The sequence below is a fragment of the Sphingomonas sp. Leaf22 genome, from assembly GCF_001421715.1.
GTDB lineage: Bacteria > Pseudomonadota > Alphaproteobacteria > Sphingomonadales > Sphingomonadaceae > Sphingomonas.
Map to the genome: position 1 here is coordinate 24,844 of NZ_LMKP01000009.1, position 26,231 is coordinate 51,074.

A 26,231-nucleotide genomic window follows, 5' to 3' on the forward strand; every position below is an offset into this window, starting at 1 on the left:
ATGACCGATATTCTGATCTACGGGATCGTGGGCGACGAATGGGACGGCCTCGACGCAAAGACGCTGTTCGGTCTGATCGCAGGCAGCGACGACGATTTGACCGTTCGGATCAACTCTCCGGGCGGCTACGTCATGGAAGGGCTCGCGATCTTCAACGCCTTGGCGGCAGCGAAGGCGGCGGGACGCAAGGTTACCATCCATATCGACGGTTTGGCGGCATCAATGGCGTCGGTCATCGCCATGGTCGGTGACGAGATCATCATGGCCGACAATGCGCTGATGATGATTCACAACCCTTGGGACGTCGCCATCGGCGATGCGCGCGAACTTCGCGCCGCGGCCGACAAGCTCGACGTTATCCGCGACCAGTTGGTCCGCATTTATTCGGGTCAAACCGGCATCAGCGCCGAAGACCTCATTCCCATGCTCGACGCTGAGACCTGGCTGACCAGCGAACAGGCGCTCGAGCAGAAGTTTGTCACGTCGGTGACCGAGGCGTCCAGCGCCGCGGCCTGCGACGTAACCGCATTCGGGTTCCGCAAGGCCCCGGAGAGCCCGCGCATCTCCGCCATGGCGATGATCGGCAAGCCAAAGGCGGCCGCTGCCGCTCCTCACCGTCCACAGGAGAAAACCATGGACCTCTACACGACCCGTGCGGCCCTGGTCGCCGCTATCTCCGCTTTCCAGAAGGACGGCGGCAAGCAGGAAGAGATCGACAAGATCCGCAAGTCGGCCATCGCACTCGACGCGCAGGACGCGCTGCCGAAAACCGGTGCGCTTGCCTTGACCCAGACCGCGACGACCGAGACTTCGACCGTGGCGCTGACTACCGCCGACGTGCAGAACGCCGTTGCCGCCGAGCGCTCGCGCGTCGCCGGAATCCGTGCGCTGGGCGACAAGCACAAGATGTCGGCCGACTTCATCAACGGGCTGGTCGACAGCGACACCACCCTCGCCGTTGCGCGCGAGCAGATCCTCGACAAGCTTGCCGAGGCCGGCGACGCCGCCAACGTCGGGCACAACAGCCCGGCGCGCGTCACCGTCGACCAGCGCGACAAGTTTCGCGAAGGCGCGACCAACTGGCTGCTCGTCAAGGCGGGCGTCGCGCACCTCGTCGAAAAGGCCGCAGCGCTGAAGGGCGATACCGTCAAGATCGATCCGGGCGAGTTCCGTGGCGTCCGCAACGTCGACCTTGCGCGCGAAGCGCTCGAGAACGCCGGCGTATCGACCCGCGGCATGCGCGATCCGGACGCGATCGTCCGGCAGGCCATGACGTCGCAAGGCGCGGTGATCACGCAAACGACCAGCGACTTCCCGATCCTGTTCGAGAACGCGATCCACAAGACGTTGCAGGCGGCCTATGCCACCACGCCCGACACGTGGTCGCGGTTCGCTGGCACCGGCACCGTCACGGACTTCCGGCTGCACACCCGGTACCTGCGCGGCACGTTCGGCGCGCTCGACACCGTAAACGAGGCTGGCGAGTTCAAGGACAAGCCGATCCCCGATCTGGCGAAGGAGCTGATCCAGGCGAAGACCGTCGGCAACATGATCAATCTGTCGCGTCAGATGATCGTGAACGACGATATGGACATCTTCTCCGGCCTCGCCGTCGACCTCGGTCGCGCCGCCAAGCTGACGATCGAGATCGATGTTTATGCCCTGCTGAACAGCAACCCGCTGATGAACGACGGCTTCGCGCTGTTCTCCGCACAGCACGGCAACCTTGCTGCCGCCGGCGTGGCACCATCGATGGCCGCGTTCGACGCGATCGACGTCGCGATGGCGTCGCAAAAGGACCTGTCCGGGAACGAGTTCCTCGAGATCGCCCCGAACACCCTGCTGGTCCCGCGTGGCCTGCGCGGTGCAGCGGTAACGATCAACCAGTCGGAATATGACCCAGACGCGGTGTCCAAGCTGCAGAAGCCGAATATCGTGAAGGGCCTGTTCGCCGACATCGTCGCCAGCAAGCGCCTGACCGGCAACGCGTACTACGCATTCGCCGATCCCAGCGTCGCACCGGCGATCGAGGTCGTGTTCCTGAACGGCGTGACCGAGCCGTTCACCGACAGTCAGGACGGCTGGCGCACCGACGGCGTCGAATGGAAGGTTCGTCACGATTACGGCGTCGGCGCCGTGAACTGGCGCTGCGCCTACAAGCAGCCGGGCGCGTAACCGTCCGGCTCGCCGACCATGAGGGGGCGACCCCCGCCCCCTCGCTTCGGAGTACCTACCATGAAGTTCGTGAGCCTCCTCACCTCCGCCTATGTCGGCGGCAATCTGCGCCATCCGCACGAAGGCGCGCTGCATGTCGAAGATGCAGAAGCCGAAAAGCTCGTAGCCGATGGCGTTGCCACCGACGTGAGCGACGATTTCACCGCCAAGCAGGACAAGGCGACGCCGGTCGAAACCATCGCCGCCCCCGGTGGGAGTGAAGCGCCTGCCGCCCCCGAAAACCCCCATCAGGTCGAGGTCGCACCGCAGGTGGCCGAAGCCGACGCCCCCGAACCCAAGCAGTCGCGCCGCAAGGCCGCCGCAGACAAGGAGTAAGCCGATATGGCTCGCAACTATGTGACGGAGGGCAAGACCCTCACCCTCATCGCCCCGCGCACCGTGGCGGCCGGTGCCGGCATGCTCGTCGGCGCGATCTTCGCCGTCGCCCTCGCCGATGCGGCCGTCGGTCGCCCGGTCGAAGCTCGGCGAGTCGAGGTGTTCGATCTGGCGAAAGCGACGGGCGAAGCGTGGACCCAAGGGCAGCTGGTCTATTGGGACAACACCAACTTCCGCGTCACCACCAGCGCCAGCGGCAACACGATGATCGGCGCTGCGACCCAGGCACAGGCATCGGCCGATGCGGTCGGCCGCGTGCTGCTGACCGGGCGGGTCGGGTAACGTGGACCCGTTCGCCATGGCGCTCGACGCACAATATCATGCGCCGGGCTCCATGGCGGCGGCTTTCCGCCCGGCCGGCGGAGACTTCCTGCCCGATCCGATCCGGGTCATCCGCTCCATGGCTGACGAGGATATCGGGTTCGGCGACACGGCGGCGGTCGCGCGCTCGGGTCAAATTCTCGTTCGCGTCAGCGAAATCGCCATCCCGATCACGGGCGACCTGTTCGGCATCGAGACCGGCGAGCAGTTGCGTGTCGTCGGGACCCCCCGGATCGACCTAGAAGGTCTCGAATGGACCTGCGCTGTTGAACTGATCGGCTGATGCTTATCAGCATCGACCTGCCCGGCATTCGCGACGCATTGCGCGATGTTGAGGCTGATATTTCCGTTGCCGCGACCGAAGCAATGCGCGGCACGACCCACAAAGCGCTGCTCGACCTTCGGCGGCAGGTGACCGGCGCTGGCATGTCGCAGCGGCTGGCGAATACTTGGCGCGACCGTGTCTACCCGGAAAAGCGGCGCAGTATGACGCCCACCGGCTATATCTGGTCGAACGCCCCGGCGATCATTGACGGTTTTGCCCGCGGCGCGACGATCGTACCGCGCAACGGGAAGCGGTACCTTGCGATCCCGACCGATGCCGTCCCCAACACCCGCCGCCGCGTGTTCGACGATGGACCGAAGCGCGGCGGCAAGATGACCCCCGCCGAGGTCGAGCACAGCTTTAACCAGGACCTGTTCTATCGGCGCGGCAAGCGCGGCCGGGTGCTGGCCTTCCTGAATGTCGTGCGCGCCAAGAACCGCCGCGGCTTTCGATCGGCGACGAAGGGGCGGGTCACCAAGGGGCGAGAGGTCGAACCGATCCTCATGTTCGTGCTCGTCCCCGCCGTCCGCCTGCCCAAGCTGTTCGATCTCGACGCGGCCGTGCAGCGCTGGGCCGATAATTATGCAGCCGAGTTCGCACGGCGGATGGGGGCGACATGAGCAAGCGGACCAATGTCCTGTTCGCCCTGCGCGACCTGTTCGCCAACGCACTGACCGATATGCAGGTCGAAGTGATCGGGCTCGACGGCAGCGAGGCCGCGCCGACCCGACCGCGCGCCGCCGGACGCATGCTGATCGCGACCGGAGACCCCGGCGAGCCGCAGGTCGACCTGAGCCCGCTTGCCTATAATTACGACCACGGCATCCCGGTTGCCCTCATGCTGTTCGGCGATGTCGGCGAGGACGGCTTCGTCGAGACTTTCGACCGGATCAGTGACGCGATCAACGGCGACCGGACCCTTGGCGGTCGTTGCGACTGGTGCGAACCGACCGCGCCGACGACCGAAGGCGAGTTCACCGAAAATGGCGCGGTCGTGGGCCGCAGCGCCGAGTTCTTCGTGGTGGCGTCGTACGTCACCGCCTCCCCCCTTTCCTGACCTTCCCATAGGAGACCGACAATGGCGGTGACCCCGACCAAGCGCGCGCGTGGCGCGGATGCGCTGCTGAATTGTGCGTTCGAGAGCGGCTATGGCCAGCAGCCGGCGAGTGGCTTCTTCCGACAGCCGTTCGTGTCACACCAGTTGGGCGCGACGCAGGGCTGGATCGAGAGCGACCTGCTCGGTCAGGGCCGTGCCCCGTTCGACCCGACCGAGGACGTCGTCGTCAACGACGGCAACCTGGTCGTTCCGGTCGACACCCGCGCCATCGGTATCTGGCTGAAGCTGATGTTCGGCGATCCGGCTACCACCGGCACGACCGGCGCCTATGTTCACGAATACCTGTCAGGCGCGCCCGAACTGCCGTCGATGTCGATCGAGGTCGGCCTGCCGACCGTGCCCAGCTATTCGACGAACTATGGCATGCGCGGCAACACGATGCAGATCGGCATGCAGCGCTCTGGCCTGCTGAACGCGACGCTGGCGTTGATCGGCAAGGGGGAGACTCCGGTTGCCAACGCATCGCGCGCGGGAACGCCGGACACCTATGACAGCATTCAGCGCTTCGCGCAGGCGCGTGGTGCCATCAAGCAGGGCAGTGACGTCGTTGGCGGCGTGGCGTCGGCCCAGTTCACCTACAGCAACGCGCTCGACAAGGTGGAAACCATCCAGCCCGATGGCGAGATCGAGGATGTCGATCCCGGCATGCCGGCGTTCACCGGATCGCTGGTCCTGCGCGACCTCGCCAGCCCGCTCGTGGCGGCTGGCGTCGACAAGCAGGCGCGGGCGATCGAGTTCGGCTGGCAGATCGATAGCGAAACCTCGCTGATCTTCCGGGCGCCGCGCGTGTTCTTCCCGCGCGTAAAGCGGCCGATCGAGGGGCCGGCCGGCATCCAGCAGAGCGTCGACTTCGCCGCATCCAGCGTGGACGGCATCGTCGTCACGGCGATCCTTAAGAACGACGTCTCGGGGTACTGATGTTCGTCGTCCACAAGCCGCAGGTCGGGGAGGAATGGCGGAACGTGATCGGCGGCGCGATCCTGTTCGCGCCGATCGACCGCGCGCTGGTGCGTCGCGCTCGCCGCGTTGCGCTGGAAAATCTTGGCCGCGACGAACACGGACCGGAGCCGACCGGCGATCCGAACGACACCGCCACCATGCTCGAGGATCTTGGCGACGCGCTGAGCCACGCCATGATCTTGGAGGGTGCGCGCGACTGGCGCGGTGCGGTTCAGGCGGCCGAGGGCGGGGTGTTCGAGCCCCTGCCATTCAGCCGCGAAGCGCTCGCCGACTTGCTCAGCGACCCGGTCTATTTCGACGCGGTCGACGCAGTCTATGTGCTGCCCTACGCCACCCGGGAACGGGAAAAAAACGGCTCCGCCGCCTCGCCGAGTGGCACTGGGGAGGTGGCGACGCCGGTGAGCGGTACTGCCAGCATTCCTGCGAATCCGAGCGCGCCGGGCGATGCGAAGCCTGTCCCTACCGCGCGCAAACGCTCGAAACGGACGAAGCCGAAGGCGTCTGGCACGTCCTGACGCGGTTCGACCGCCAGTTGCGCGTCGGCGGCATGGGTCGACCGTTCGGGCTCGACGCTGGCGCGATCATGACGATCGGTGCGGCGCTGCAAACCGATGCCGAACTGCTCGCCGACGTGCTGCCCGAAGCCGAAGCGGCGATCATCCGGCGCTACCTGCCTGACGACGAAGGGGGGACGGACGAATGACCACGCGTAACGTCGCCCTGCGCCTCGGTGGTGAGGGCGCCCCGGAAGTGAAGCGCATGTTCGACGAGGTTGCCGCCCACGGCGATGCGTCGATGAAGCGTTTGGCGCGATCGGTCGAGAGGTCCGGTCAGGACGTCGAGCAGATGGCGCAGCGGCACGCCAACAACATCGCCAAGCTCGAGATGGCCTATGGCGCGATCACGCCACGTAATGTCGAGCGGTTCGCCGGCAATAGCGATGGTCCGGGCAAGTCGGCGCAAGCGTCGGCAGCGATCTTCAATGCCGCCTATGAGCAAATGGAGGCACGTGCTCGCGCCTTGGTGCTGGCAATCGACCCGATCGCGGCGGCACAGGACCGATTCAATGCGGAAATGGCCGAGGCGCGCGGGCTGGTCAGCGCGGGCGTACTGTCGCTCGACGACTACGTTACGAAGCTCCGCGTTGAGCAGGCCGCTTTGGATCAAGTGTCGTCGGCGCATCTGCGCGGCGGCCAGTCGAGCGGCGCCCACCGAGCCGCACTTCAGAATATTGGGTTCCAGCTGCAGGACTTTGCCGTACAGGTCGGCAGCGGGCAGTCGGCTCTGGTGGCATTTGCGCAACAGTTTCCGCAGGCGGCGAGTGCGGTGTCAGGCCTGGGCGGGAAGATGGCTGGCGTCGCGGCTTTCATGGGCGGCCCGTGGGGCATCGGGATGACCGTTGCGGCAGCGGCGCTGTTGCCCCTGATCGGAAAACTGCTCGAAACCGAGAAGACGACCGACGATCTCGTGAAAAAAATGAAGGAGGATGCCGCCGAAACCGCCAAGGCGGCGATGGCAAAGGATATTTACGGCAAGTCGCTCGACGGCGTGATCGAGAAGCAGAAGGCGCTGAACGCCGAGCTTGCCCGCGAGCGGATGACGCAGCAGCAGGTCGACTCCGGGCGGCTCAACGATTCCCGCGCATCCCTCACACGTGAGGCGACCGGGGTATTCCAGGCGCTCGAAGACGTCACCAAGGCGAGGCGCGAGCTTGAGAAAGCCCGCCGTGCCGCTGAGGCTGCGTCGGCAACCGGCACCGACGAAACCGGATCGGCGCAGGCGGCATATCAGGCGGCGGTGCAGAACCTTGCCAAGAAGACGCAGCGCTATCAGGATTTGGCGAAGGCGGCGCTCGAAACGCAGACGGCCGTCCGCAATGCCGAGACGGCGATCGCTGAGCGTCAGGTCATTTCGTCGTTGGATGCCGGTACGGCGGCAACAGAGCGTTACGAGGCTGCCCTAGGCAAACTGCGGCAGGAGCGGGCCAAGGGCGTCATCTCTTTGAAGGAGTTCGAGGCGGGGGTCGCTCGTGAGAAGCGGGCACTCGACGCAGCGCAGGACGCGGCACGTAATGCGGGCCGCAGTACCCGTGACCCCGACACTGCAACTGCAGCCTCCGTCGCGAAAATGCTTCGTGGGGCGATCCCCGGCGTGCACGTAACCAGCACGACCGGAGGCAAGCACGTTGCGAACAGCTACCATTATCGCAATCAGGCGGTCGACTTCGTGCCCAAGGGCGGAATGGGGTCGATGACGAAGGCGGACGTCCGCGCGCTTTTCGAATCGCGCGGTATCGAGATTGCTGAACTGTTGGGGCCAGGCGACAAGGGGCATAGCGACCACTTTCACGTCGCGTGGAAGAAAGGAAAGCTGGCGCTCGACGAGTTCAGCGACGCCGCCCGCCGCGCGCAGGCCGACGCCTCGGCGCTTGAAGCTCTCACCGGTCGGTATGACCCGCTTGCCGCCGCCGCTGACCGGTACCGCAAGACGCTAGCCGAGATCGATCGCCTGAAACCGGCCAATGCTGATTCACTGCGCGTCGGTGCGCGTGACGAGTTCCAGCGCGCCCGCGCGTCCAGCCTCGGCGGTCGGATCGGTATCGACGGGATTAACGCGGGCGCGGGCGCAGAGCAGCGCGAAATCGACCGGATCGAAGCCGATCGCAAGCGCATCGCCGAAGCGGCTGCGGACGAAGCGAAACGCCGCGCCGACGCGATCGCCGAACTGATCGGCGGCCAGCGCGAAGCGATCGCGCTTGCTGAAGGCGAACTGTCGGTCGTCGCGGCCAACGACAACGTCCGCCGGGCAACGCTGTCCAAGGTCCAGTTGATGATCGACATGACCCGCCTCGGCATCGACGTAGAAAGCGAGCAAGGGCAGGTCATCCTCGCCAACCAGCGCGCGCTCGACGGTATCGCCTCGCAGATCGAGCGCCAGCGGGCGGCATGGGAGACGATCCGCGGTATCGGCGGCGACCTGGTCGATACTGTCCTATCGCCTTCGACATGGGAAGACTGGGGTCAGGGCGGCAAACGCGTGCTCGACATGCTCAAAGCCGAGTTCGTCAAGCTCGCCTTGCTCAACCCGATCCGCAACATGCTGTTCGGTGAGAACAACGCGACGATCTCGAGCGTCATCGGCAGCCTCGGTCGCTTGTTCGGTGGCGCGGGCGCTGCTGCGGCGACTGGCGGGTCGCAGGGGTTCATCGGCCCGCCGGGCAACGCCACCGGCACCGAGCACTGGTCGGGGGGCATGATGCTGGCCGGTGAGCACGGGCGCGAAATAATCGAGGCGCCGCGCGGATCACGCGTGATGACCGCAGGTGAGACCCGCCGCCTGTTCGGCAGCAACGACAATCGCCGCACTGCCGGGCCGACGGTGAACGTCTATGCCGACCGCGCCGTCCTCGCTGACGAGGTCCGCGGGTGGGTAGCGGACGCGATGACGGTGGCTGCGACGCAGGGCGCGGCCGGCGGCGCGGCCATGGCGGAAAGCGAAAGCATGGAAGCCGGCGCGCGGCGGCTCGGCAGCGGGCGGTGGGGATGAGCATCGTCGATGTACCCTATTACCGGGTGAAGAACCTGACACTGCGCCCGGTTCTCTTCAGCGGTGAGCAGGGCGGCGATTTGGGCAACCCCGTCCTCCCCCTGCCCCGCCTCGGTGATCGGTTCGCGCTGGACGTCACGACCGATCGCCTACGCAATGACCCGGCTGGCCGGCAGCTGATGGCCGCGCTGTTCGAGGCATCGAACGGCAGCGCGCGGTTCCCGGTACGACTGCCCAACCAAGCCCGCGCCTATCCATCGTCAATCGCTGTCGACGGTGCCGGGCAGGCGGGCATGACGATCGCGATCAAGGGCAGCGTGCCAGGCCTGTTCTTTCGCCGGGGCGATTTGTTCAACCTGATCCACGGCGGACGCCGGTATCTTCACATGGTCGCCGGACCCGGCTCCCCCGCCACCAGCGCGGACGGCAAGGTCATCGTGCCCATTTGGCCCATGCTGCGCGTGCTGACGAATGACGGCGACCGGATCGACTTCGTCGCGCCGCAGATCGAGGGCCAGTTGAAAGGCATCGACCGCGGCGCAGCGTTCGCGCGCAACCGGACCGACCCCTACAGCTTCTCGATCACGGAGCGGGAATGAGCTTCCGCCTGTCCCCTCAGCTGGCGGCAGCGCTACGCTCGGGCGAACACCCGATTGCGCCGCTGATCCGTATCGATCTGCCGGACCACACGATCACGCAGTTGGTTGGCGCCGGCGAGGTGATGTGGGGCGATGACGTCTATCGCGGGCGCGACGATCGGTTCGGTGTGCTGGTTGCAGCGAGCAACATCCGCGACGGTGTCGGCAACGAAGCCCCGGACTGGCAGCTGACGTTTGCACCGCCGAGCGAAGCGGCGGTCGGCGACCTCACCGCTGCCAACACGCAAGGGTCGCGCGTTCGCGGATGGATCGGCGCGATCAACCGGCAGAATGGCCAGCTGATCGCGGAGCCGAAGCAGGTGTTCGAGGGCGAGATCGATTTCGGGCGACTGAAGGTCGGCAAAGGTCAGCGGACCGTCGAGTTACGGTGCTATTCGGCGCTCGAGGTTTTCCACGATCAGGAGCAGGGCGCCCGATTGTCGGATGCCTGGCACCGCATGGTATGGCCGGGGGAAGCCGGCCTCGCCAATATGACCGGCATCGACAAGACGTCCTATTGGGGTGTCGAGAAGGTACCATCAGGCGTCACCTACGGCTCCGGTGGCGGCGGCGGGTCGGCCTATCTGGCGCAGCAGCTGTGAGCACCGACCTCGAACAGCGTCGCGACATCGCGCAAGCCGCGCTGGCCCGGTTCCGCTCGCAGCCGTTCAAGCCCGGCAAGTTCGACTGCGTACGGCTCGCCGCCTTCGTCCTGCGCCAGCGCGGACACCGTCCCGGATTGGGACGCGGGGGATCGTACACGTCGCTGCTCGGGGCGCATCGGGCGCTGCAAAAGGCCGGGTTCGAGACGCTGGCGGATGCGCTCGACGCGCTGGGCCTGCCCCGCATCCCGCCCGCCGCCGCCCTCCCCTGCGATATCATCATGGTGCCGGGGGAAGGCCCATTCGATGGCGCGCTGCACGTCGCGGTGGGGAACGGCCGCACCATTGGCTACCATCAGGACCTTCCCGGCGCGGACGTTCTTCAGCCGATCATGTTCCTTGGTGCGTGGAGGGTCTGATGTCGAGGAGCTTCCGCACCGCTGCCCTCATCATCGGCGCCGCTGCCCTAATTGCGACCGGCGTGGGCGCGGCGGCTGGCGCGGGCCTGATCGGCGCGTCGGCAGGTAGTGCTGCCGCTGCCGCTGGCGCTGCGACGTCGGCCTCGATCGCGGCAACTGCGGCAACGGTGGCGTCCGCCGCCAGCGCCGCTGGCGCCGCGCTGTCGCTTGCCGCTGTCGCCACAGCCCCGAAAGGCACGGTCGGAGGCAACGCGACCAAGTTCAAGATCGACAAGGAGGCTGGCATTCCGATCGTGTTCGGCCGCACCTACGCCGGCGGGAACGTGATCCACCGCCAGTATTACGACGATCCCGGTTCGCGCATGCGCAATCAGCGCGAAAGCTGGGTGACGGTGCTGTCGCTGGGCCCGGTCAAGAGCATCGGCCCGCTGCTGATCGACAAGGCGCCAGTATCGTTCAACGCGCTCGGCGCGGCGATCGGCAGCTATGCCGGCAATATGTGGCTTGACACCCAGTTGGGGGCATGTCCGGAAGCGCGTGCGCTGCAAGGTCCGAACGGCGACTTCCCCGGCTGGTATTCGACGTCGAAGCTTTCTGGGCTGGCTGCCGATCTGTGGACGCTCGATTTCGACAGCAAGGGCAAGAAATTCCCGAATGGGGTGCCGGAGCGCGGCCGGATCGTGGAGGGCGTGTTCGCTTGGGACCCGCGGCTGGACAGCACCTATCCCGGCGGCAGTGGCTCGTGCCGACGCGACGACCCTGCGACCCACGTCTACAGCGAATGTCCGTGGATCATCGGCCTGACGTTCGCGCTGGGCTATTTCCAGAACGGCTACCTGATGGCGGGCGGCGGCACGAAGGTCAGCGGCATCGATGTCGCGACGATCGTGGCCGCCGCGAACGTCTGCGACGCCAATGGATGGAAGGCCGGAGGTCAGGTCTATGCCAGCGCCGACAACAGCTGGGACATCCTGCAGATGCTCGCGCAGGCTGGCGGGGGCGAGTTCCTCAACGTCGGCGGTATGCTGACCTGCACCTACAGCGCGCCCCGCGTGTCGATCGGCACGATTACCAGCGCCGATGTAGCAGGGACGATCGACGCGCCGTCCGCTTCGTCGCGCCGGAAGCGCCGCAACACCTTCATCCCGAGCGTGCGGTTGGAATCGCACAACTGGGAAGTCGCGCCGCTCGATGCCGTCAAGATCGACGAATACATCGCTGCCGATGGCGCGCCGCGCCCGAAAGCTGACGTGTTCCCGTTGGTGCAGAATGCGACCCACGGGGCGCAGCTGGCACTGTACTGGCTGTTCGATCAGCGCGAGATCGACGGCATTGTCATTCCGGCCAAGATATATGCCTGCGGGTACCGCCCTGGCGACTGCATCACGCTCGATATTCCAGAGGCAAACCTGATCGACCGCGATGTCGTGATCCGCACAGGCGAGCTCGACATGGCCAGTATGGGCGTCACCTTCACCTGCCGCACCGAAACGGCCGGGAAGCATGCCTATGCCCTGAGCCAGACAGGCAACCCGCCCCCTACTCCGGATCTATCGAACGCAACCCCGGACCTGTCCGCGCCATCCACCGCCGACTGGTCAGTCGCTGGCGCGACGCTCGCCAATAACGGCGTCTCAATTCCTGCTATCGTGGCAACAGGCGAAGCCCCGCGTGGAAATGTAGAGGCAGTTCTATTCGAAGCCCGCGTCTACGTCGCAGGGCAAGACGCCGATGCTGGCTGGTTTGGGGGTGGGCTTGAGGGACCGGCGGTTCGTCGAAAGGAGTTCACGGGCGTCACGCCGGGCACGCAGTACGAGGTCGGAATCCGCTACCGCGTACGCGGACTGGCCAGCGACCGTCTCATTCTCGGGCCTGTGACGACCGGCAGCTTCGGCACCGCCCGCGCCGCCTATCTCATCATTCGCCAGACCGTCGCGTATCCGGTCAACAGCGACGATACGACGATCAGCATTCAGGCGTTCGACGCGACGATCGACGACGGCAGGACGCTGAACCTTCCCGCGCAGACGATTGGCGGACTGACGCCGGCCTCTACCTACATGGTCCTGTGGGACTTGCAGGCAGAGCAGTTCGTCGCCGTTTCTTCGCCGGCGCTGACCGAGGCCGGATCGACCCGGTACGTCATCATCCGCGAGTGGACGACCGCGAATGCCGATGGCACTTTCCCGTCAACGCCGACCCCGCCCGCCGGCGATGGTGGCGGTGGGTATGGCGGCGGCGGATGCCCGATCATTACCGCGCGCATCCTGCTGGCGAACGCCACGCGCACCGGTCCGGGTAGCACAATCGAGGCCGGTCGGATCGAGGCGGGCATGTGGGTGTGGGCGCAGCGCGAGGCCGAGGCAGGATCGGCGGCATGGGGTGCCTATCAGGTCACCATGGCGCGCACGTTCCCCAGCCCGCTCTGTGCCGTTGCTGGTCGCCCATTGACCTCGCCGTCGCACCTCTGGTGGGATCGCGGCTGGGTCCGCTCGGAAACGATCGGTCAGCCTGCCGGTGACGGCAAGGTGGTCGCACTGACCGTTGCAGCCGCGGCAACGTATGTCCTGATCGGCGACGACGGTCATTGGTGGCTGAGCCACAACAAGCGCGCGGACGCGAATGAGCTATGAAAGAGACCACGCCGCGGCTTCAGCGCATCTATCTACGATTCTCCTATCCCGGCGACGGAAACGTAAAGCTTCACGCCTCGCTGACGCCGCCGGATTACGACGAGCCGCTGCTTGTGCTGCTGTCGCGTGGCGTGATGCCGTCGGGCCAGCCCTTCTCCGTGTTGATGGTCAGCGACCCTTCCCAGAACGACGCCTTGCGCGGGAAAGCGGCGACCGTTCGGGTCGGTGCGGTGGCGGCTGGACCGGTCGGATCGGCACCGAAGGTCGCGAACAGCGGCACTGACACCGCCGCCACGCTCGACTTCACCCTGCCTGCTCCCCGCGACGGTCAGAACGGGCTGTCCGCCTACGAGGTCGCTCGAGCGGCTGGATATGGCGGTACCGCGACGCAATGGCTGACAACTCTGGTCGGCGCAGACGGGAAGTCCGCCTATCAGCTTGCGCGAGAGGCCGGATACGGCGGCACGCTGACCCAGTGGCTGGCTTCGCTGGTAGGGCCACCCGCCACGACGCTGCTGGGCACGGTAACGCTGACCGAGGCGGCGGCCTTGGTGGCGATCAGCGCGGGCACTCGGCGCCTGATCGTGGCGACGCCGGAGACATGGGGTGTGAAGCCCGGGGACGATATTGCTGTCAGCCCCATCTCGATCCCGGCTGGCTACGCCACCCATGACGTTGCAGTGGCGGGTCCGAACAGCCTCAGCGTCGGCGTAACTGCTCCGCTTCTGGCGATTGGCGCGAAGTATTCGATCCAGTGCCGGGTCCGGCGCTTCAACTGACATCCGGAGAATGCCGATGGCGACGACTGCCACGCTGGATCTGTCGATCTGGCGGAACGACGACGTGTACGAATATCCGCTGCGCGTCATCGGTCCAGATCTGACCGGCGTCGGCATGCGTGCGCAGATCCGGCTCGAGCGTGACACTCCCGGTAATCCTGCGGTCGCGCTCGATCTGGTGACGGTGGCGAATGCCGAAGGCATCCGCTTGGCCGGGGTCGACTTCGTCGATGGCCGCTTCATCAATGACGTCCGTCTGCGGCTGAACAAGGCCACCCGGATCGGCCTGCCGTACCAGGGCGAAATCGGCGACGCAGCAACGATGCAATGGGTCCTGGCAATCGGCGGCCGGACGCGTATCGTCGGCCGGGTTTTCGTGCTTGCACACGCACTCGACAGCAATGACGCACCCGCGCAGAGGGCCGTAGCGTTCGGCGCGCAGGAAGCGCGCATGCCCTCGCAGGGATCAACGCTGACGATCGCGGGCGACGACGTCACGACGCTGGTGATCGACGGGGCTGACCTGATCGGGTCGATCGTTGACCAGGCGACCGCAGATGCCGCAACCGCAGCCGAAGCCGCCGCCGTCACGACGGCCGCGGTCCCGCCGATCCTGCGGACCACCATCTCGTCGCGTACCGCGCTGCTGTCCCGTGAACCGGTCGCAAACGACTTCCTCGCCGGCAATTTCTCTGGCCTGACGGCCACAGCGCGCGGCTCGCAGATCGCCGGCCTCAACGGTATCGAAACGTGGCTGTCGACCCGCGTCGCCAATGCGTCGGCGGTGCGGATCGCCCTCTACAGCCGTCCGCTATCGGGCGCCGCGAATGATGGGGCTGGCCTGCCCGGTGATACGCTGCACTTCGCCGAGACCCGGCCGCTGCCGGCGGACTTCGCGCGCGACGGCACCGCGAACCACATCGTCCTCGACTTCGTCAACGGCGTGGCCGTCGACCCGACGCGTCTGTACCTGCTGCTGGTCACGATGCTGGCCGGGGATAATCCGACCACCTTCGCTTTCCTCCAAGGCAAGGGCGTCACCAGTGGCGACCCCGGCTTCCCACAGGCTAACGGCTATTTCCGTGACGGCTCCGGGCCGTGGTCGAACTTCGCGTCCGGCGGGACGGCGGCGGTGCGCTGGCTGGCGGCGGATCGGCGTGGCCTGACGGTGTCGGACGCGGATATCCTGTCGCTCGGCAAGCAAGCCCGCCGCATCACAGTCGGCGCGCCGGAGGGCATGGTCAGCGCGACGACCGGTGCGACGGCGGCGGGCATCTGGTGGAATGAATGGCCGCTGGTTCAGGGTGGGTTGGTCACCCGCCTCTATGCGCAGGCGACCCGTGCGGGCTGGATCACCTTCCATGTCGGTGAGCGCGGCGCAGACGGCGCGATCACGGCACGGCGATCGGCAGCGGTCTATGCCACCGGTGCCGGCGCAGTCTCGTTCGACGCAGGTGGTGACTTCGACGCCTTCCCTGCCGAGGCGGGCTGGCTGATCGGGATCGAGCAGGCGCTGAATGTCGTGGCGTTCAGCGGCGTCGGTAACTGCTGGCTGGGTTCCACCTATTACCGCGGCATCACGATCGCGATGGGTGCCGAGGTGTCGGTGTCGTCACTGCCCGTTGCGCCGATCGACACGAAGCGCCGACGTTCGCTGCTGTGGCGCGAGACGATCGATAGCGCACTGCCGCCGCGCGGGTTCGATGTTGATCCCGCCATCGTCTACGCAGTGACCGGTCTCAGCATCGGCAGCAGCGTGCCCCGGGGCTGGGCGACGCGGGTCTATACCCATCGTTATGTCCGGACTGACACCCGCGTCACCCGTATCTGGATCGACGTAACGGCGGCCGGGACGCGGCTTGCCGTCCTGACCGGCGCGCCCGCGAACGCGCAATTCCTCGACGCGCGCAATTCGAACAGCGCAGTCGAGATCGACGGGGTCGCCAATCGGCTGCGGATCAAGGCGAGGGCAGGTATTGGCGATGGGTCTGATGGCGATCCCGGCGATACTGCATCGGTGGAACTCGGCTTCGCGATTACGTCCGGCCGCAGCTACCTGCTGGAATGGTCGCTCGACGGCACGGTGCATTCAGCTGTCCTGACCGACCTGACGACCAGCGCGCGCAGCCCGGTGCTGACGTCCGGCGATCCGTCGTTTGCGGGGGTCGATACGGCCGAAGGGTTCCAGAACGGGGCGCTGGGCTTCGCTTTCGTCGCCGGCACTGCGCGCATCAAGGCGATCGAGGTGCTGCACGATGGTCCGTCGCCGCAAGCGGTGGTGATCGGCGACAGCATCACGAAGCAGGTCTACATGACTCGTGCCCAAGGCTGGCCCGGTCGCCTGCAAGCCGAGGACGTGACGGTCCTGCGCTCGGCGCAGCCCGGCGGTACCTCGCTGGGCGCCCTGTTCGCGGCGTGGAGCGAGGTCGTGGCATCACGTCCGCGGGTCGTGGTGATCGCGGTCGGCGTCAACGACGTGCTGCTGAACGTGCCCATCGCCGATGCGCGATGGAATATTCGCAGCATGATCGATCTGGCGCGGCGTGTGGGTGCCCGGATCGTCCTGACGCGACTGCATCCGGTGCCGGGCAAAGATGTGGCGGCGTTCAATGTCATGATCGACGCGCTGGCGGCAGGACAGAGCGATATATCCGTCTGGCGCTGGGACCGGGCACTGACGGTCAACGGCGACGGCACGACCCCGAACAGCGCGCTGCTGACCGGGGACAGTCTCCATCCCAATGTTGCTGGTGCCGGTGCACAGTATCTGCGGCTGATCGGCGATACGCCTGCGGTGCTCGACTGACCAAGCTCGAAAGGACTGCCGTTATGACACCGCCTTTCCGGGCGCGCTGGTGCGCGTCCCTGTGACCCCGCTCGGGCACGTCGCCAGCGTCGTGGCAATCTGGGCGATGATGCTGTTCGGCATCCGCTTCGCCGTGGCGGCAATCCACTGGCTGTTGCCGGTCGTGCGATCAGTCTATCGGCTGGCTCGTGCGACCAAAGACGATGCGCGCTTCTGCCGGAAGCAGTTCGTCCATTCGATCGACCAGCTGCATCTAGACCTGAACCGGGCGATCACAACCCCGTGGAGCGGCACACTGCTGTTCGCCGGCTCGATCCTGATCGGGTTCGGCTTCGCGGCTGGCTGCACTGGCGACGTGATGAAGCTGCTGACGAAATCGCCCGCATCGTGGGAAGCCTTCGACGTGGTCACCGACTGCCTCGCTGCGGTCATGTCGATTACCGGCATGGCGTTCATTCATGCTGCCACGTCGCAACGGCGGACCGCGAGCTTCCTCGTATCGGGGGCGCTGATCTTCAGCGGCCTCGGGATTGGGCTGGTGACGCTGTGAACGAGTGGAAGGCGTATCTGCTGGCCGCGTTCGCTGTCTTCGCCGGGCAGGTGCTGCGGGTCGGGCAAAAGATCGAGGCGGGCAAGCCCGTCACGTGGCGTGACCTGTTCGTCATGTGCTCGCTTCTGCCGGCGTTCGGCTCGATCGCGGGTGCCGCCGCCATCCATTTCCACTGGCCGGTCTGGTCCGTGCTGGTCGCGGGCATCAGCGCCGGCTGGATGGGCTTCGCGACGATGCGGTTCGTGCTGGTGCTGGCTCGGCAGGTCGCCGCGCAGATGACGGGCGCGAAGCCCGAATAGCCACCCCCGCCCGTCGGGCGGCATCTCCGAAAGGAACAGAAATGGCAATCCTACTGGGCCAGCGGTCGCTGGCGCGGCTCGCTGGCGTGCATCCCGATCTGGTCCGCGTTGTGAAGCGCGCCGCAGCGATGGCGGACGCGCGAGACGACTTCACCGTGCTGGAAGGCGTGCGCACGAAAGAGCAGTGCTACGTAAATTACGGCAAGGGCCGGACCGAGGCGGAGTGCAAGGCTGCCAAGGTGCCGGTGAACTATGCCGCGCCGCGCGCCGGCAAGGTGACGTGGCTCGGCAATCCGCTGGCGTCGAAGCATTATCCGCGTCCGGACGGCTACAGCCATGCCGTCGACCTCGCGCCGTTCCCGATCGACTGGAACGACCTGAAGCGGTTCGACCGGGTCGCCGCGTTGATGCTCGATGCCGCGAAGGCGGAAGGTGTGGCGATCCGCTGGGGTGCGGACTGGGATCGCGACGGCAAGCCGCGCGAGCGTGGCGAGACCGACAGCCCGCATTTTGAGCTCGACCGGTGATGGCTTGGGCTGTCATTTACCTACTGGTCGCAGCCGCCGTGGTTCTGTGGCTGCAGAGCGATCGGTCGGCTGACGGACCATTCGCGGCCGTCATCGTGATCGCGATGTGCTGGCCGCTGGCGCTGGCCTTCGTCCTGTTCATGGTCGCCGTCTCGCTGCTGATCGCGCTGTGGCACCGCGTGGGGTGCAGGTGATGGCCGAGGCGCTCGCCCTGTTCCGCCGCGTCTGGTGGCTGGTGCCGATTGCGGCTCTCGCCGCCGGCTGGCTCTGGACCGATCGAAAGCTCGCCGATGTCCGGGTCACGCTGGCCAATGAACGGACCGTCCGCGCGCAGGATCTGGCCGACGCCAACGCGGCCAAACTGAAGGCCGAACGCGATGCGGCAGATCATGCCGCCGCCGCGGCGCTGACCTTCGCCGATCGGTTGGCCAATCGGCAGCCGATCATACTCGAAAGCACGAACACCGCGAGGGAATATGCCCAGACTGATGCTGGTCGCGTGCGCTGTCGCTCTGCTGACCGGGTGCAAGCAATCGATCTGCTCGACGCCCGCCTTGCCGACGCTGCCGCCGCCCCCGGTCACCGCGACCGAACCGTGCCGACCGACGCCGCAGCACCGGCAAGCGGACGGTAGCGCGAGCGCCGCCGACGACGACGCCACCATTCGCGAAGGGCGGTTCGATCTGGCCGCCTGCGACGACAAACGCCGCCTCGCGATCGACGCGTGGCCTCGCTGACCCCGACGGAGACAGTTATGAAAAAGGTCCTCTTCTTCCCGCCCGCGCACGTGTCTCCGCAGCCGATCCTGCTCGACATGCCGGATACGGCTGCGGATGCGCTGGTGGCGGCCGGCGCTGGCGCGTTCCCGATCCAGATGCCGACCGGCCAAGTGTCCGTGATCCCGGCGCCGACTCCGGCCCCCACTCCGACGCCGGGGCCGACGCTGCCCAACGCCTATCTCATGATCGCGCGCGGCCAGAGCAATACGGTCGGTCGCGGCACGATCAACTCGACGCTCGACACCGAGCAGACGAATATCCGCCAATTCTGCGATATCCCTTCGCGGACATCGACCTATCGCACGATCCGCACCAGCGCCTTGCCGCTGTACCACCCGGAGAACCGCGTCGGCGACAACAATCTTTCGCCCGTCAATTACGCGGCAAAGATCCTTGCAGCCACGCTACCCGCTGGCGATATCGTGCTGATCGTCCCGACCGCATGGGGCGGCACATCACTCCTCAACGCAGACTCAAACAGCGCGCCCAATGCCCCGCAATGGAGTGTCGGTCGCTCGCTGCATGAAAATTCGATCGCGCAGGCGAACGCGGCGGTGGCTGCGGCAACCGCAGCAGGTTTCACGCCTGTCGTGCATTCGATCATTGACGTGCAGGGTGAAGCGGATAACCGCGACACCACCCCCACCGATTACGCCACCGCGCTAACGGCAGCGATCAATGACATGCGCACCCGCATCACCGGCGGCTCCGGGGCGCGGTTGATCCTTGGCGGCTTCCTGCCGGAGAAGCTGGCTGTTCTCCCCACGCTCCAAGGCATTGAGGACGCGCGGAAAAGCGTGGCCGCGACGATCGGCAATGGAGTCTTCGTCCGTGGCGCGAGCAGCTATGTCTTGGCCGATGGTCTGGACGTACATTTCGACGCCGCTGGCACTCGCATCAATGGTCGCAATATGGGCGCGGCTGTGGCGCAAATCGCCATTACCCCGACCGTGACTTTCCGCAGCGATTTGACGGTCGCAGAAGGCACCGGCACGACCACAAATATAGCGGTGCCTGTCAGCCGCTCGACCTATTCTGGCGCGGCATCCATTCCCATCACGCTGACGCTCGGCACGATGACCGCCGACGATTTTCCCGGCGGGGCTGTGCCGACTGGTCTTGCTGCTAATTTCGCGGATGGATCGGACGCGACGACCGTCACGCTCACGATCAATGCCGACAGCGCCGTCGAGAGCACAGAGACTTCCACGCTCACCCTTAATCCGGGACCGGGCTATGCCGTTGGGGTCAAAGGTAGCGCGACCGTCACTGTCACTAACGACGATGCAGGCGGCACCCCGCCAGCTACTTATCTCAACGCGACTTTTGATGCTGCGGATGGGACTGCGCTGACCGCTTACACGTCGGAAAGCGGTCATAGGTTCGTTGGCGGCAGCTACACCATTAGCAATAGTGAGACTTACACAAATAGTAGCGGCGAAACGTTGAGCACTTGCGATTGGGTGTCGCCTACAGGTGCATACGGTGTCCGTGCCGGGTTCCGCTATTTGACCTCTACCGCTTCGCAGCAAATCCGCTGGCGGGTGCAAGATGCCAACAATTTCTATTTTGCCGGCATTGATAACAGTACGAACACATGGGGCCTCTACAAGCGTCTGAATGGTACGTTGACCCGCATCGGGACGCAGGTTCAGCCCGCCACCCCCTTAGCAGCCGGTGATCTTGCCACGCTCGAAATCCGGCATGCCGCCGATGGCACCATTACCGCCAGCGTCAACGGCGCGTCCATCATGACCGAGCCGGTCATTGATAATAGCTTCGCGTCCGGCTCGGTCGGGCTTCGTCAGAACAACGCTATGACGTCAACCACTGGCAAGCACATCACTGATCTTCAGACGTTCGCGCTGTGACCAATGGCGGGGGCCTCTACAGCGGCACTCGCCACGCACTCTCGCCTTCTGGGCGGGGGTGCGTGAAGGCCCATGCTGACGCGGCAAGGATGGCAAACCCCAACGCGACCAGAATTACGCGCCAGATGCGCTCGTTTTTCGTCGACATTGATACCCCCGTTCGAGGTCGGACAGCCCGTCGCCCCGTTCGCGAAAGAGTCGCCGATTCAAAACGCATAATCAACCGCTTGCATCCGAAATGGCGCCAGTCATGACCACCATCATTGCAAAGCGCGGCAGGACCGTAGCAGCGAGATGGGGCCGCTCCACCAAGTAGTACGAATGCCCGCATCCTAGATGCTGCATCGGTGACGCAAGGCCGTCGCCGCCCCTCCCCCGGAGATACTCCAATGATGAAATTCGCCTTCCCGGCGCGGCTGCTTGCCGCGTTGTCAATGGCTGCTGCCCTAGCGGCAGCGGTCATCACGCCGGCCGCTGCCCAGACCGGCACCGGCAGCATCGTCACCAGCCCGACCAAGATCCCGGACAGCAACAACGACGGAATGATCAAGCTTGATGGCTGGGCGCTGAAGGTCACACCGAAGCTGCCCCGGAAGACGACGGTCTATGGCCCGTGCGAGCAAACCGCCGCCGGATATACCTACCGGGTCCGCCAAGCGTGCCCGGAAGTCACGACAGAGCCTCCGGTGATCGTCGAGCCGCCAGTCGTCGTGGAACCACCTGTCGTCGTAACACCCGCGCCGGAGCCAGCCTTCAAAGTGGTGCCGATGGGTGCCGAGCGGTACATCGTCGGGAAGGATATGGTGTTCGGCCTGAACGAGTGGGGCGGCATCGGCACGCTGTATAACGCCCCGCCCGGCGTGCAGAGCGCCAAGTCGTATGGCTTCCTGCGCGTCGGAATCTATCGCCCTTCGACCAACATCGAGGCAAGCCTGAACGGCCGCGCGATCGAGGGCTTTAACATCGGCTACACGATCGCTGGCGCGCGCGTTACGTACAGCAACCAGAAGCTGACCGGCTATTATCAGATGCCGGGGAAGTTCGACGACCGCGCCCGGTGGAGCGGGGCCACGCCGACGGGGCTTGCGATCGTACAGGACGTCGAACTGGTCGACAGCCATCTGCGCTTCACGGTCAAGATGACGAACACCACCGCCCAGACAATGCGCGGCCTGCGGTACATGCGGACCGCAGACTTCGACACGAACGGCCTCGACAACCGCTATACGGCGGCAAACAGCTTCTCGACGAACAACTCCATCCCGGCGCGCGGCACGGTACTGGCGGGCCTCCGCGGCATGGGCACAGGCACGACGGCCTTCCTGTCCTCGCCAACGGTAGGCGCGGTTGCGAGCTTCTACGGATTCGTCAATCTCGATCCGTTTGCAGTGGCCGCCTACGACAACCCCCAGCCGGTCGGAACCGCGAAGACGAGCGATGTCACCAGCAACGTGACGATCGCAGTGGGCGATCTCGCGCCAAACGCTTCGGCAACGGTGCTGATCGACATCGGCTTGGAATGACCTGAGGGGCTGCCGTCACGTGCGGCAGCCCCTCCCGCTTCTGCTCAAGCGCCACATTGAATCCTTGCGCTGGCGTTCCCTTTCCGTTCCATGGGGTCATGGGGCGGAATGATCGAATCGTTATCGACCTGGCGCTCGCCATCCTCGACGAGCAGCACGCCAAGGCGAGGGCGGGGAAGCGTCAGACGCACGAGGTCCGCCTTGCCCTGCATGTTTTGCGTCCGTGCGTGCCGCGTGACTGGCTGGTGTCGTTCTGGGAGGCCTGCGGGCTAGAAGACGGCATTCACAGGCAGCAAGACATGACGCGAACGCTGAATGGGATCAGGCTTCGCGTGAAGGTTGACGACTGACACCCCGCCGCTCGCTTATTCCGCCGCCTCCGCTGCCGATTCGCGGGCTCAAAACGTTCCGATTGAGCCACGGTAATCCGCCATTCCGCCCAATCATATTTTTCTGCGTTCCCGAAAAGTTCGCTTGCAAATCGCAAACCCGGCGGTTCGCCGCGCGTCGCGTCGCGTAAGCACATCTTGGATTGTCAACAGCGCCACGGACGGAAACTTAGCCGACTTGCGCTCCGTCCGCTTTCCGACAATTAGTGATGACGGAGGCGGTTCCGAGCGTGGCTAGACGCCGGAACCGCCTCCGTTTCGACCACGAATCCGATGAGGGTCCGTGCATCTCGTGCACCAACGGGGATAAGATTCCTCGTTGTGGGAAGCAAGGCTCTTCATCGTTTAAACGATGAAAGAACGAATGCTATGAATGCGACGAATACCGACGGGAACCAGATCGAGCTGGTCCCGCACACATACCAAGGATCGCTGATCCAACAGCGATCGAAAGATGGCTACATCAACGCAACGGCGATGTGCAAAGCGGCCGGAAAGCTGTTCGCGGATTACACACGGTTGCGCTCTACGGGCGATTTTCTGACCGCCCTTGGGGGGTCTATGGGAATTCCCATAAACCGTTTGGTGATGACCGTTGTCACCGGAGCGAACGAAGTTCGCGGCAGCTATGTGCATCCACAAGTTGCGATCCACCTAGCACAGTGGCTTTCCGCAGAGTTCGCCGTGAAGGTGAGCGAATGGGTCTACGACTGGATGTCGGGCAAGAAGCCTGAGGATCGCGTCTGGGCACAGTTTCAGGATCGGGTATCTCTGGTCTACGATAATGTGCCTTCGGGGTACTTTTGCATCTTTCGAGAGATAGCTGGCGAGATGGCGGCCTTGATTTCGAACGGCGTCGACTTCGGCACTCGTACGATCCTCGATATCAGCGTCGGCAAGGCGTGGGCTGCACATTGGCGTGCGAACAACATGGAAGCGCAGTTCGGTCCGAGCGCATCGTTCCCGCATTTCTACCCGAACTACTTCCCCCAGGCGATGTCGAACCCGCAGCCGGCGAACTGCTATCCGGAGGACGCTTTGCCGAAGTTCCGTCGCTGGATGCGCGAGGTCTACATCCCGAAAAAGATGCCGGCCTACCTGAACAGCCAGGTTAAACAGGGCAAGATCGCAGGGCCGATCGCGAACAATGCGCTCACCGCGTTGACCGCACGGGAAGCTGCTCGCGTACTTCCCCGCCCGGGGCGCTGACACCCGGAAGGGGCTGCTTCGGCGGCCCCTTCGCAACCTCGGAAACCATGCCGCTGTGCAACCGATACTGCACGATAGGCAAAGCCGCATCTAGGCCTTTGACCCTCCGCGATATTCAAGTCATATTTGGACCTCTGGCAAATTGTTGGAGGTTGTTATGAAAACATCTGGTGTATTGGCGGCGCTCCTATGCGCACTCATCGCGTCACCGGCTTCCGCGACTGACCAAGACCCCCCGCCCCGCGGGTATATCAAGATTCTGAAAGGGCATGTTCAGTACGGCTGGAACCCGGTCTCGTGCCCTACATCGGTGCCGGAAATCCTGTGTCCGCTTGGCTCGGGGTATTCCGGGGGTATCGAGGTAATCGGGACGCTACAAACCAATTGCGACGGGTGGGTAACGCAGAACGGGCGGATCTATCCCGCCACTAGCTGGGAGCTATTCCAGCTCGAGCAGTGCGATTAGCTGGGAGCTATTCCAGCTCGAGCAGTGCGATCCCTCGTAGGCTTTAGAACGGTCGCGCGCTGCAGTAGCAGTGCGCGACCTACGGCTGACGCGTTCGCTTAGGATTAGGGCAGCAAGCTCATTGCGCCCGCCGCGAACGCCAAGATGACGAGAAGCCCGAGGACGGTGAACTCAACCTTGGTGGCGATACCGGCGAGACGCTTTCTCACTGATCGCCCGGCGCCGGCGTCCACGGCTCCCTCGCCCCCAGCCGCCGCTCGTCTACCTGAAAGCGCTTTGCCAGCATCAAGCGATCGTCCTCGTCCAGCCGCTTCGGCGAACCGCGCGTCACGAACTGCTGCAGATAGGCGCTGTTTCGGCCCAGCAGCTTGGACAGCGCGGCCAGGCTGTCGCCGTGCTCGGCCGCCAGCGCGCGCAGCGTGGCGCGGACCTCGTCGGGGCTGTGCATTAGGCGCCGGTGCCACCGCGCTCGACCTCGACTGCATGCCGCTTCGCTGCTTCAATGACCAGGCGGACGTCGTCGACCGTCAGAGGCATGTCGCCGTCGATCTGTTCGCCTTCCGGGTAGCTGTCCACGAAATCGGCCAGGCGGGCGATCGCCGTATTCAGGTCGATCGCTTTGGTCAGGTGGTCGTCGGGGGTGGGCATCGGGAGCCTTTCCAGCCGGGCATATGGATTGGGGACCGTCGCTGATCGGCCGGCGAATGTCGAGTGGTGACGGCCCCGATTCGCGGCCATCTTTCGACGCCAGCCGCCATTCAGACAAAAGCAGTGCCCCTCAGGCGTAGCTACAGGGGGTAGAAGCGCGAACATGTGTGAACGCGCATTGAAAACGCACGGTTTACGCTCGACTGTTAATCGAGCGGCCGTAGGTTCGAATCCTACTCAGGGAGCCAGCGACACCATCGGAAAATCTGGATTTTCCCCGCCAGGGGTACCGCGATATCGCGGTGACCTTTTTCCGATTTGCGGCATCTGCGATCGACGATCGATCGAACCCGGAAATGCTTCGTCACATACAGCTGAACCGGCGTTCAGCATCGGGTAATCTCCGATACGGCACGGTCCGTCGTGCTGCGTCCACGGACCCGAACCCGTGGCAGATCGTTGTTCCGGCAATGGACGATCGCCATGGGTCGGTAGCCATGGCGGCATTGGAGAAACTGATGTTGCTGCACCCTCCCCACCGTGTCCGCCTTCGCGCGATCGGCACGACTCTTGTCGGAGCGCTGGCACTCGCCGCCTGCGCGACGCCGACTCCCTATCAGCCGGCATCCGGCTCCGGCTTCTATCGCAACGGTTATAGCGACCAGCAGGTCGAGCCGAACCGCTATCAGGTGAGCTTTTCCGGCAACAGCCTGACCTCGCGCGAGACGGTCGAGCGGTATCTGCTGTATCGCGCCGCGCAGCTGACGCTGGAGCGTGGCTATGATTATTTCCTGATGGCCGACCGCGACACCAATTTGCGCAGCCGGACCTTCTCGACGCCGGGCGTCGGCGGGTTCGGCGGCTGGGGCGGTGGCTTTGGATGGGGCGGTTGGGGTCCGGCATGGCGCTATCGCAGCCCGGCATTCGGCTGGCGCGCATGGGACCCGTTCTGGGGCGATCCGTTCTTCGACCGCTCGGTCGATATCCGCACCGTCGACAAATATGAGGCGATGGCGGAGATCGTGCTGGGCAAGGGTCCCAAGCCCGTCAACAACATCCGCGCCTTCGACGCGCGCGCAGTGTTGCAGAGCCTCGGGCCGAGCGTGATGGAGCCCGAACCGCGGCGATGAAGCTGCGACAGCGGTAGAGACAGGAAGGCCGCCGTTCCCATCGGGACGGCGGCCTTTTCTTGCCGGTCGGGGACGTCACCCGCT

28 protein-coding genes are annotated in these 26,231 nt (G+C 65.2%); 26 read left to right on the forward strand and 2 right to left on the reverse strand.

Translation table 11 applies throughout. The features are described from left to right. The 25 genes from ASE70_RS05810 to ASE70_RS05925 all read left to right on the forward strand — a co-directional run bounded on the left by ASE70_RS05810 (window position 1) and on the right by ASE70_RS05925 (window position 23,903). Window positions 1-2,175 (forward strand): ClpP-like prohead protease/major capsid protein fusion protein, encoded by a 2,175-nt coding sequence (locus ASE70_RS05810; RefSeq protein WP_056502367.1) that lies wholly within the window; start codon window positions 1-3, stop codon window positions 2,173-2,175. Between the two features lie 60 nt (window positions 2,176-2,235). Then, complete coding sequence (locus ASE70_RS05815) at window positions 2,236-2,550, forward strand: hypothetical protein (RefSeq protein ID WP_056502369.1); 315 nt, start codon at window positions 2,236-2,238, stop codon at window positions 2,548-2,550. Between the two features lie 6 nt (window positions 2,551-2,556). After that, window positions 2,557-2,892, forward strand: coding sequence for a DUF2190 family protein (locus ASE70_RS05820; protein WP_056502372.1), 336 nt, complete (start codon window positions 2,557-2,559; stop codon window positions 2,890-2,892). A gap of 16 nt (window positions 2,893-2,908) precedes the next feature. Next, window positions 2,909-3,214 (forward strand): head-tail joining protein, encoded by a 306-nt coding sequence (locus ASE70_RS05825; RefSeq protein WP_056502375.1) that lies wholly within the window; start codon window positions 2,909-2,911, stop codon window positions 3,212-3,214. Beyond that, on the forward strand, window positions 3,214-3,876 hold the full coding sequence (locus ASE70_RS05830; RefSeq protein WP_056502378.1) for a DUF6441 family protein: 663 nt from the start codon (window positions 3,214-3,216) through the stop codon (window positions 3,874-3,876). The genes ASE70_RS05825 and ASE70_RS05830 overlap by 1 nt, the downstream gene beginning before the upstream one ends. Continuing rightward, window positions 3,873-4,313: a hypothetical protein gene (locus ASE70_RS05835; protein ID WP_056502381.1), complete on the forward strand. Its 441-nt coding sequence runs from the start codon at window positions 3,873-3,875 to the stop codon at window positions 4,311-4,313. Before ASE70_RS05830 ends, ASE70_RS05835 begins: the two co-directional genes overlap by 4 nt. 21 nt (window positions 4,314-4,334) lie before the next feature. Then, entirely contained in the window at window positions 4,335-5,291 is a 957-nt protein-coding gene (locus ASE70_RS05840) for a phage tail tube protein (protein WP_056502384.1), read from the forward strand. Beyond that, window positions 5,291-5,848, forward strand: coding sequence for a hypothetical protein (locus ASE70_RS05845; protein ID WP_056502386.1), 558 nt, complete (start codon window positions 5,291-5,293; stop codon window positions 5,846-5,848). Before ASE70_RS05840 ends, ASE70_RS05845 begins: the two co-directional genes overlap by 1 nt. 32 nt (window positions 5,849-5,880) lie before the next feature. Then, window positions 5,881-6,036 carry a DUF7697 family protein gene (locus ASE70_RS19535; protein WP_156356039.1) on the forward strand — a complete coding sequence of 52 codons (156 nt, stop codon included), beginning with the start codon at window positions 5,881-5,883 and terminating at the stop codon, window positions 6,034-6,036. Between the two features lie 101 nt (window positions 6,037-6,137). Then, window positions 6,138-8,879, forward strand: a complete 2,742-nt coding sequence (locus ASE70_RS05850) for a hypothetical protein (protein WP_156356041.1) — start codon at window positions 6,138-6,140, stop codon at window positions 8,877-8,879. After that, a complete protein-coding gene (locus tag ASE70_RS05855) occupies window positions 8,876-9,478 on the forward strand; it encodes a hypothetical protein (protein WP_056502391.1) in 603 nt (200 codons plus the stop codon). Before ASE70_RS05850 ends, ASE70_RS05855 begins: the two co-directional genes overlap by 4 nt. Further along, window positions 9,475-10,119, forward strand: coding sequence for a hypothetical protein (locus tag ASE70_RS05860; RefSeq protein ID WP_056502395.1), 645 nt, complete (start codon window positions 9,475-9,477; stop codon window positions 10,117-10,119). The genes ASE70_RS05855 and ASE70_RS05860 overlap by 4 nt, the downstream gene beginning before the upstream one ends. Continuing rightward, on the forward strand, window positions 10,116-10,538 hold the full coding sequence (locus tag ASE70_RS05865) for a DUF6950 family protein (protein ID WP_056502397.1): 423 nt from the start codon (window positions 10,116-10,118) through the stop codon (window positions 10,536-10,538). The genes ASE70_RS05860 and ASE70_RS05865 overlap by 4 nt, the downstream gene beginning before the upstream one ends. Then, window positions 10,538-13,171, forward strand: a complete 2,634-nt coding sequence (locus ASE70_RS05870; protein ID WP_056502399.1) for a hypothetical protein — start codon at window positions 10,538-10,540, stop codon at window positions 13,169-13,171. Before ASE70_RS05865 ends, ASE70_RS05870 begins: the two co-directional genes overlap by 1 nt. Beyond that, window positions 13,168-13,950 carry a hypothetical protein gene (locus tag ASE70_RS20320; RefSeq protein ID WP_056502403.1) on the forward strand — a complete coding sequence of 261 codons (783 nt, stop codon included), beginning with the start codon at window positions 13,168-13,170 and terminating at the stop codon, window positions 13,948-13,950. Before ASE70_RS05870 ends, ASE70_RS20320 begins: the two co-directional genes overlap by 4 nt. Before the next feature lie 16 nt (window positions 13,951-13,966). Next, a complete protein-coding gene (locus tag ASE70_RS05880; protein WP_162235931.1) occupies window positions 13,967-16,756 on the forward strand; it encodes a GDSL-type esterase/lipase family protein in 2,790 nt (929 codons plus the stop codon). Between the two features lie 61 nt (window positions 16,757-16,817). Further along, window positions 16,818-17,306, forward strand: coding sequence for a hypothetical protein (locus ASE70_RS05885; protein ID WP_056502409.1), 489 nt, complete (start codon window positions 16,818-16,820; stop codon window positions 17,304-17,306). Then, entirely contained in the window at window positions 17,303-17,605 is a 303-nt protein-coding gene (locus tag ASE70_RS05890) for a hypothetical protein (RefSeq protein ID WP_056502412.1), read from the forward strand. Before ASE70_RS05885 ends, ASE70_RS05890 begins: the two co-directional genes overlap by 4 nt. Window positions 17,606-17,646: 41 nt before the next feature. Beyond that, entirely contained in the window at window positions 17,647-18,132 is a 486-nt protein-coding gene (locus tag ASE70_RS05895) for a M15 family metallopeptidase (protein ID WP_056502415.1), read from the forward strand. Between the two features lie 38 nt (window positions 18,133-18,170). Beyond that, complete coding sequence (locus ASE70_RS05900) at window positions 18,171-18,326, forward strand: hypothetical protein (protein ID WP_156356043.1); 156 nt, start codon at window positions 18,171-18,173, stop codon at window positions 18,324-18,326. After that, the gene (locus ASE70_RS05905; RefSeq protein ID WP_056502422.1) at window positions 18,326-18,766 is read left to right on the forward strand and encodes a hypothetical protein; all 441 of its coding nucleotides are present in this window, start codon (window positions 18,326-18,328) and stop codon (window positions 18,764-18,766) included. Before ASE70_RS05900 ends, ASE70_RS05905 begins: the two co-directional genes overlap by 1 nt. A 120-nt stretch (window positions 18,767-18,886) precedes the next feature. Then, window positions 18,887-20,782, forward strand: a complete 1,896-nt coding sequence (locus ASE70_RS05910; protein ID WP_056502425.1) for a sialate O-acetylesterase — start codon at window positions 18,887-18,889, stop codon at window positions 20,780-20,782. Window positions 20,783-21,171: 389 nt separating this feature from the next. Continuing rightward, entirely contained in the window at window positions 21,172-22,305 is a 1,134-nt protein-coding gene (locus ASE70_RS05915; RefSeq protein ID WP_056502427.1) for a hypothetical protein, read from the forward strand. Between the two features lie 98 nt (window positions 22,306-22,403). Further along, window positions 22,404-22,655 carry a hypothetical protein gene (locus tag ASE70_RS05920; RefSeq protein ID WP_056502430.1) on the forward strand — a complete coding sequence of 84 codons (252 nt, stop codon included), beginning with the start codon at window positions 22,404-22,406 and terminating at the stop codon, window positions 22,653-22,655. A 408-nt stretch (window positions 22,656-23,063) separates the two neighbouring features. Continuing rightward, window positions 23,064-23,903 carry a KilA-N domain-containing protein gene (locus ASE70_RS05925; protein ID WP_056502432.1) on the forward strand — a complete coding sequence of 280 codons (840 nt, stop codon included), beginning with the start codon at window positions 23,064-23,066 and terminating at the stop codon, window positions 23,901-23,903. A gap of 671 nt (window positions 23,904-24,574) precedes the next feature. Here ASE70_RS05925 and ASE70_RS05930 read toward each other — a convergent pair. Together ASE70_RS05930 and ASE70_RS05935 are read right to left on the reverse strand one after the other, a co-directional pair. Further along, a complete protein-coding gene (locus ASE70_RS05930; RefSeq protein WP_056502435.1) occupies window positions 24,575-24,817 on the reverse strand; it encodes a hypothetical protein in 243 nt (80 codons plus the stop codon). Beyond that, on the reverse strand, window positions 24,817-25,017 hold the full coding sequence (locus ASE70_RS05935) for a hypothetical protein (RefSeq protein WP_056502440.1): 201 nt from the start codon (window positions 25,015-25,017) through the stop codon (window positions 24,817-24,819). Before ASE70_RS05935 ends, ASE70_RS05930 begins: the two co-directional genes overlap by 1 nt. A gap of 470 nt (window positions 25,018-25,487) precedes the next feature. Here ASE70_RS05935 and ASE70_RS05945 point away from each other — a divergent pair, with 470 nt between their 5' ends. Then, window positions 25,488-26,147, forward strand: coding sequence for a CC0125/CC1285 family lipoprotein (locus ASE70_RS05945; protein ID WP_056502443.1), 660 nt, complete (start codon window positions 25,488-25,490; stop codon window positions 26,145-26,147). Window positions 26,148-26,231 lie beyond the last annotated feature (84 nt).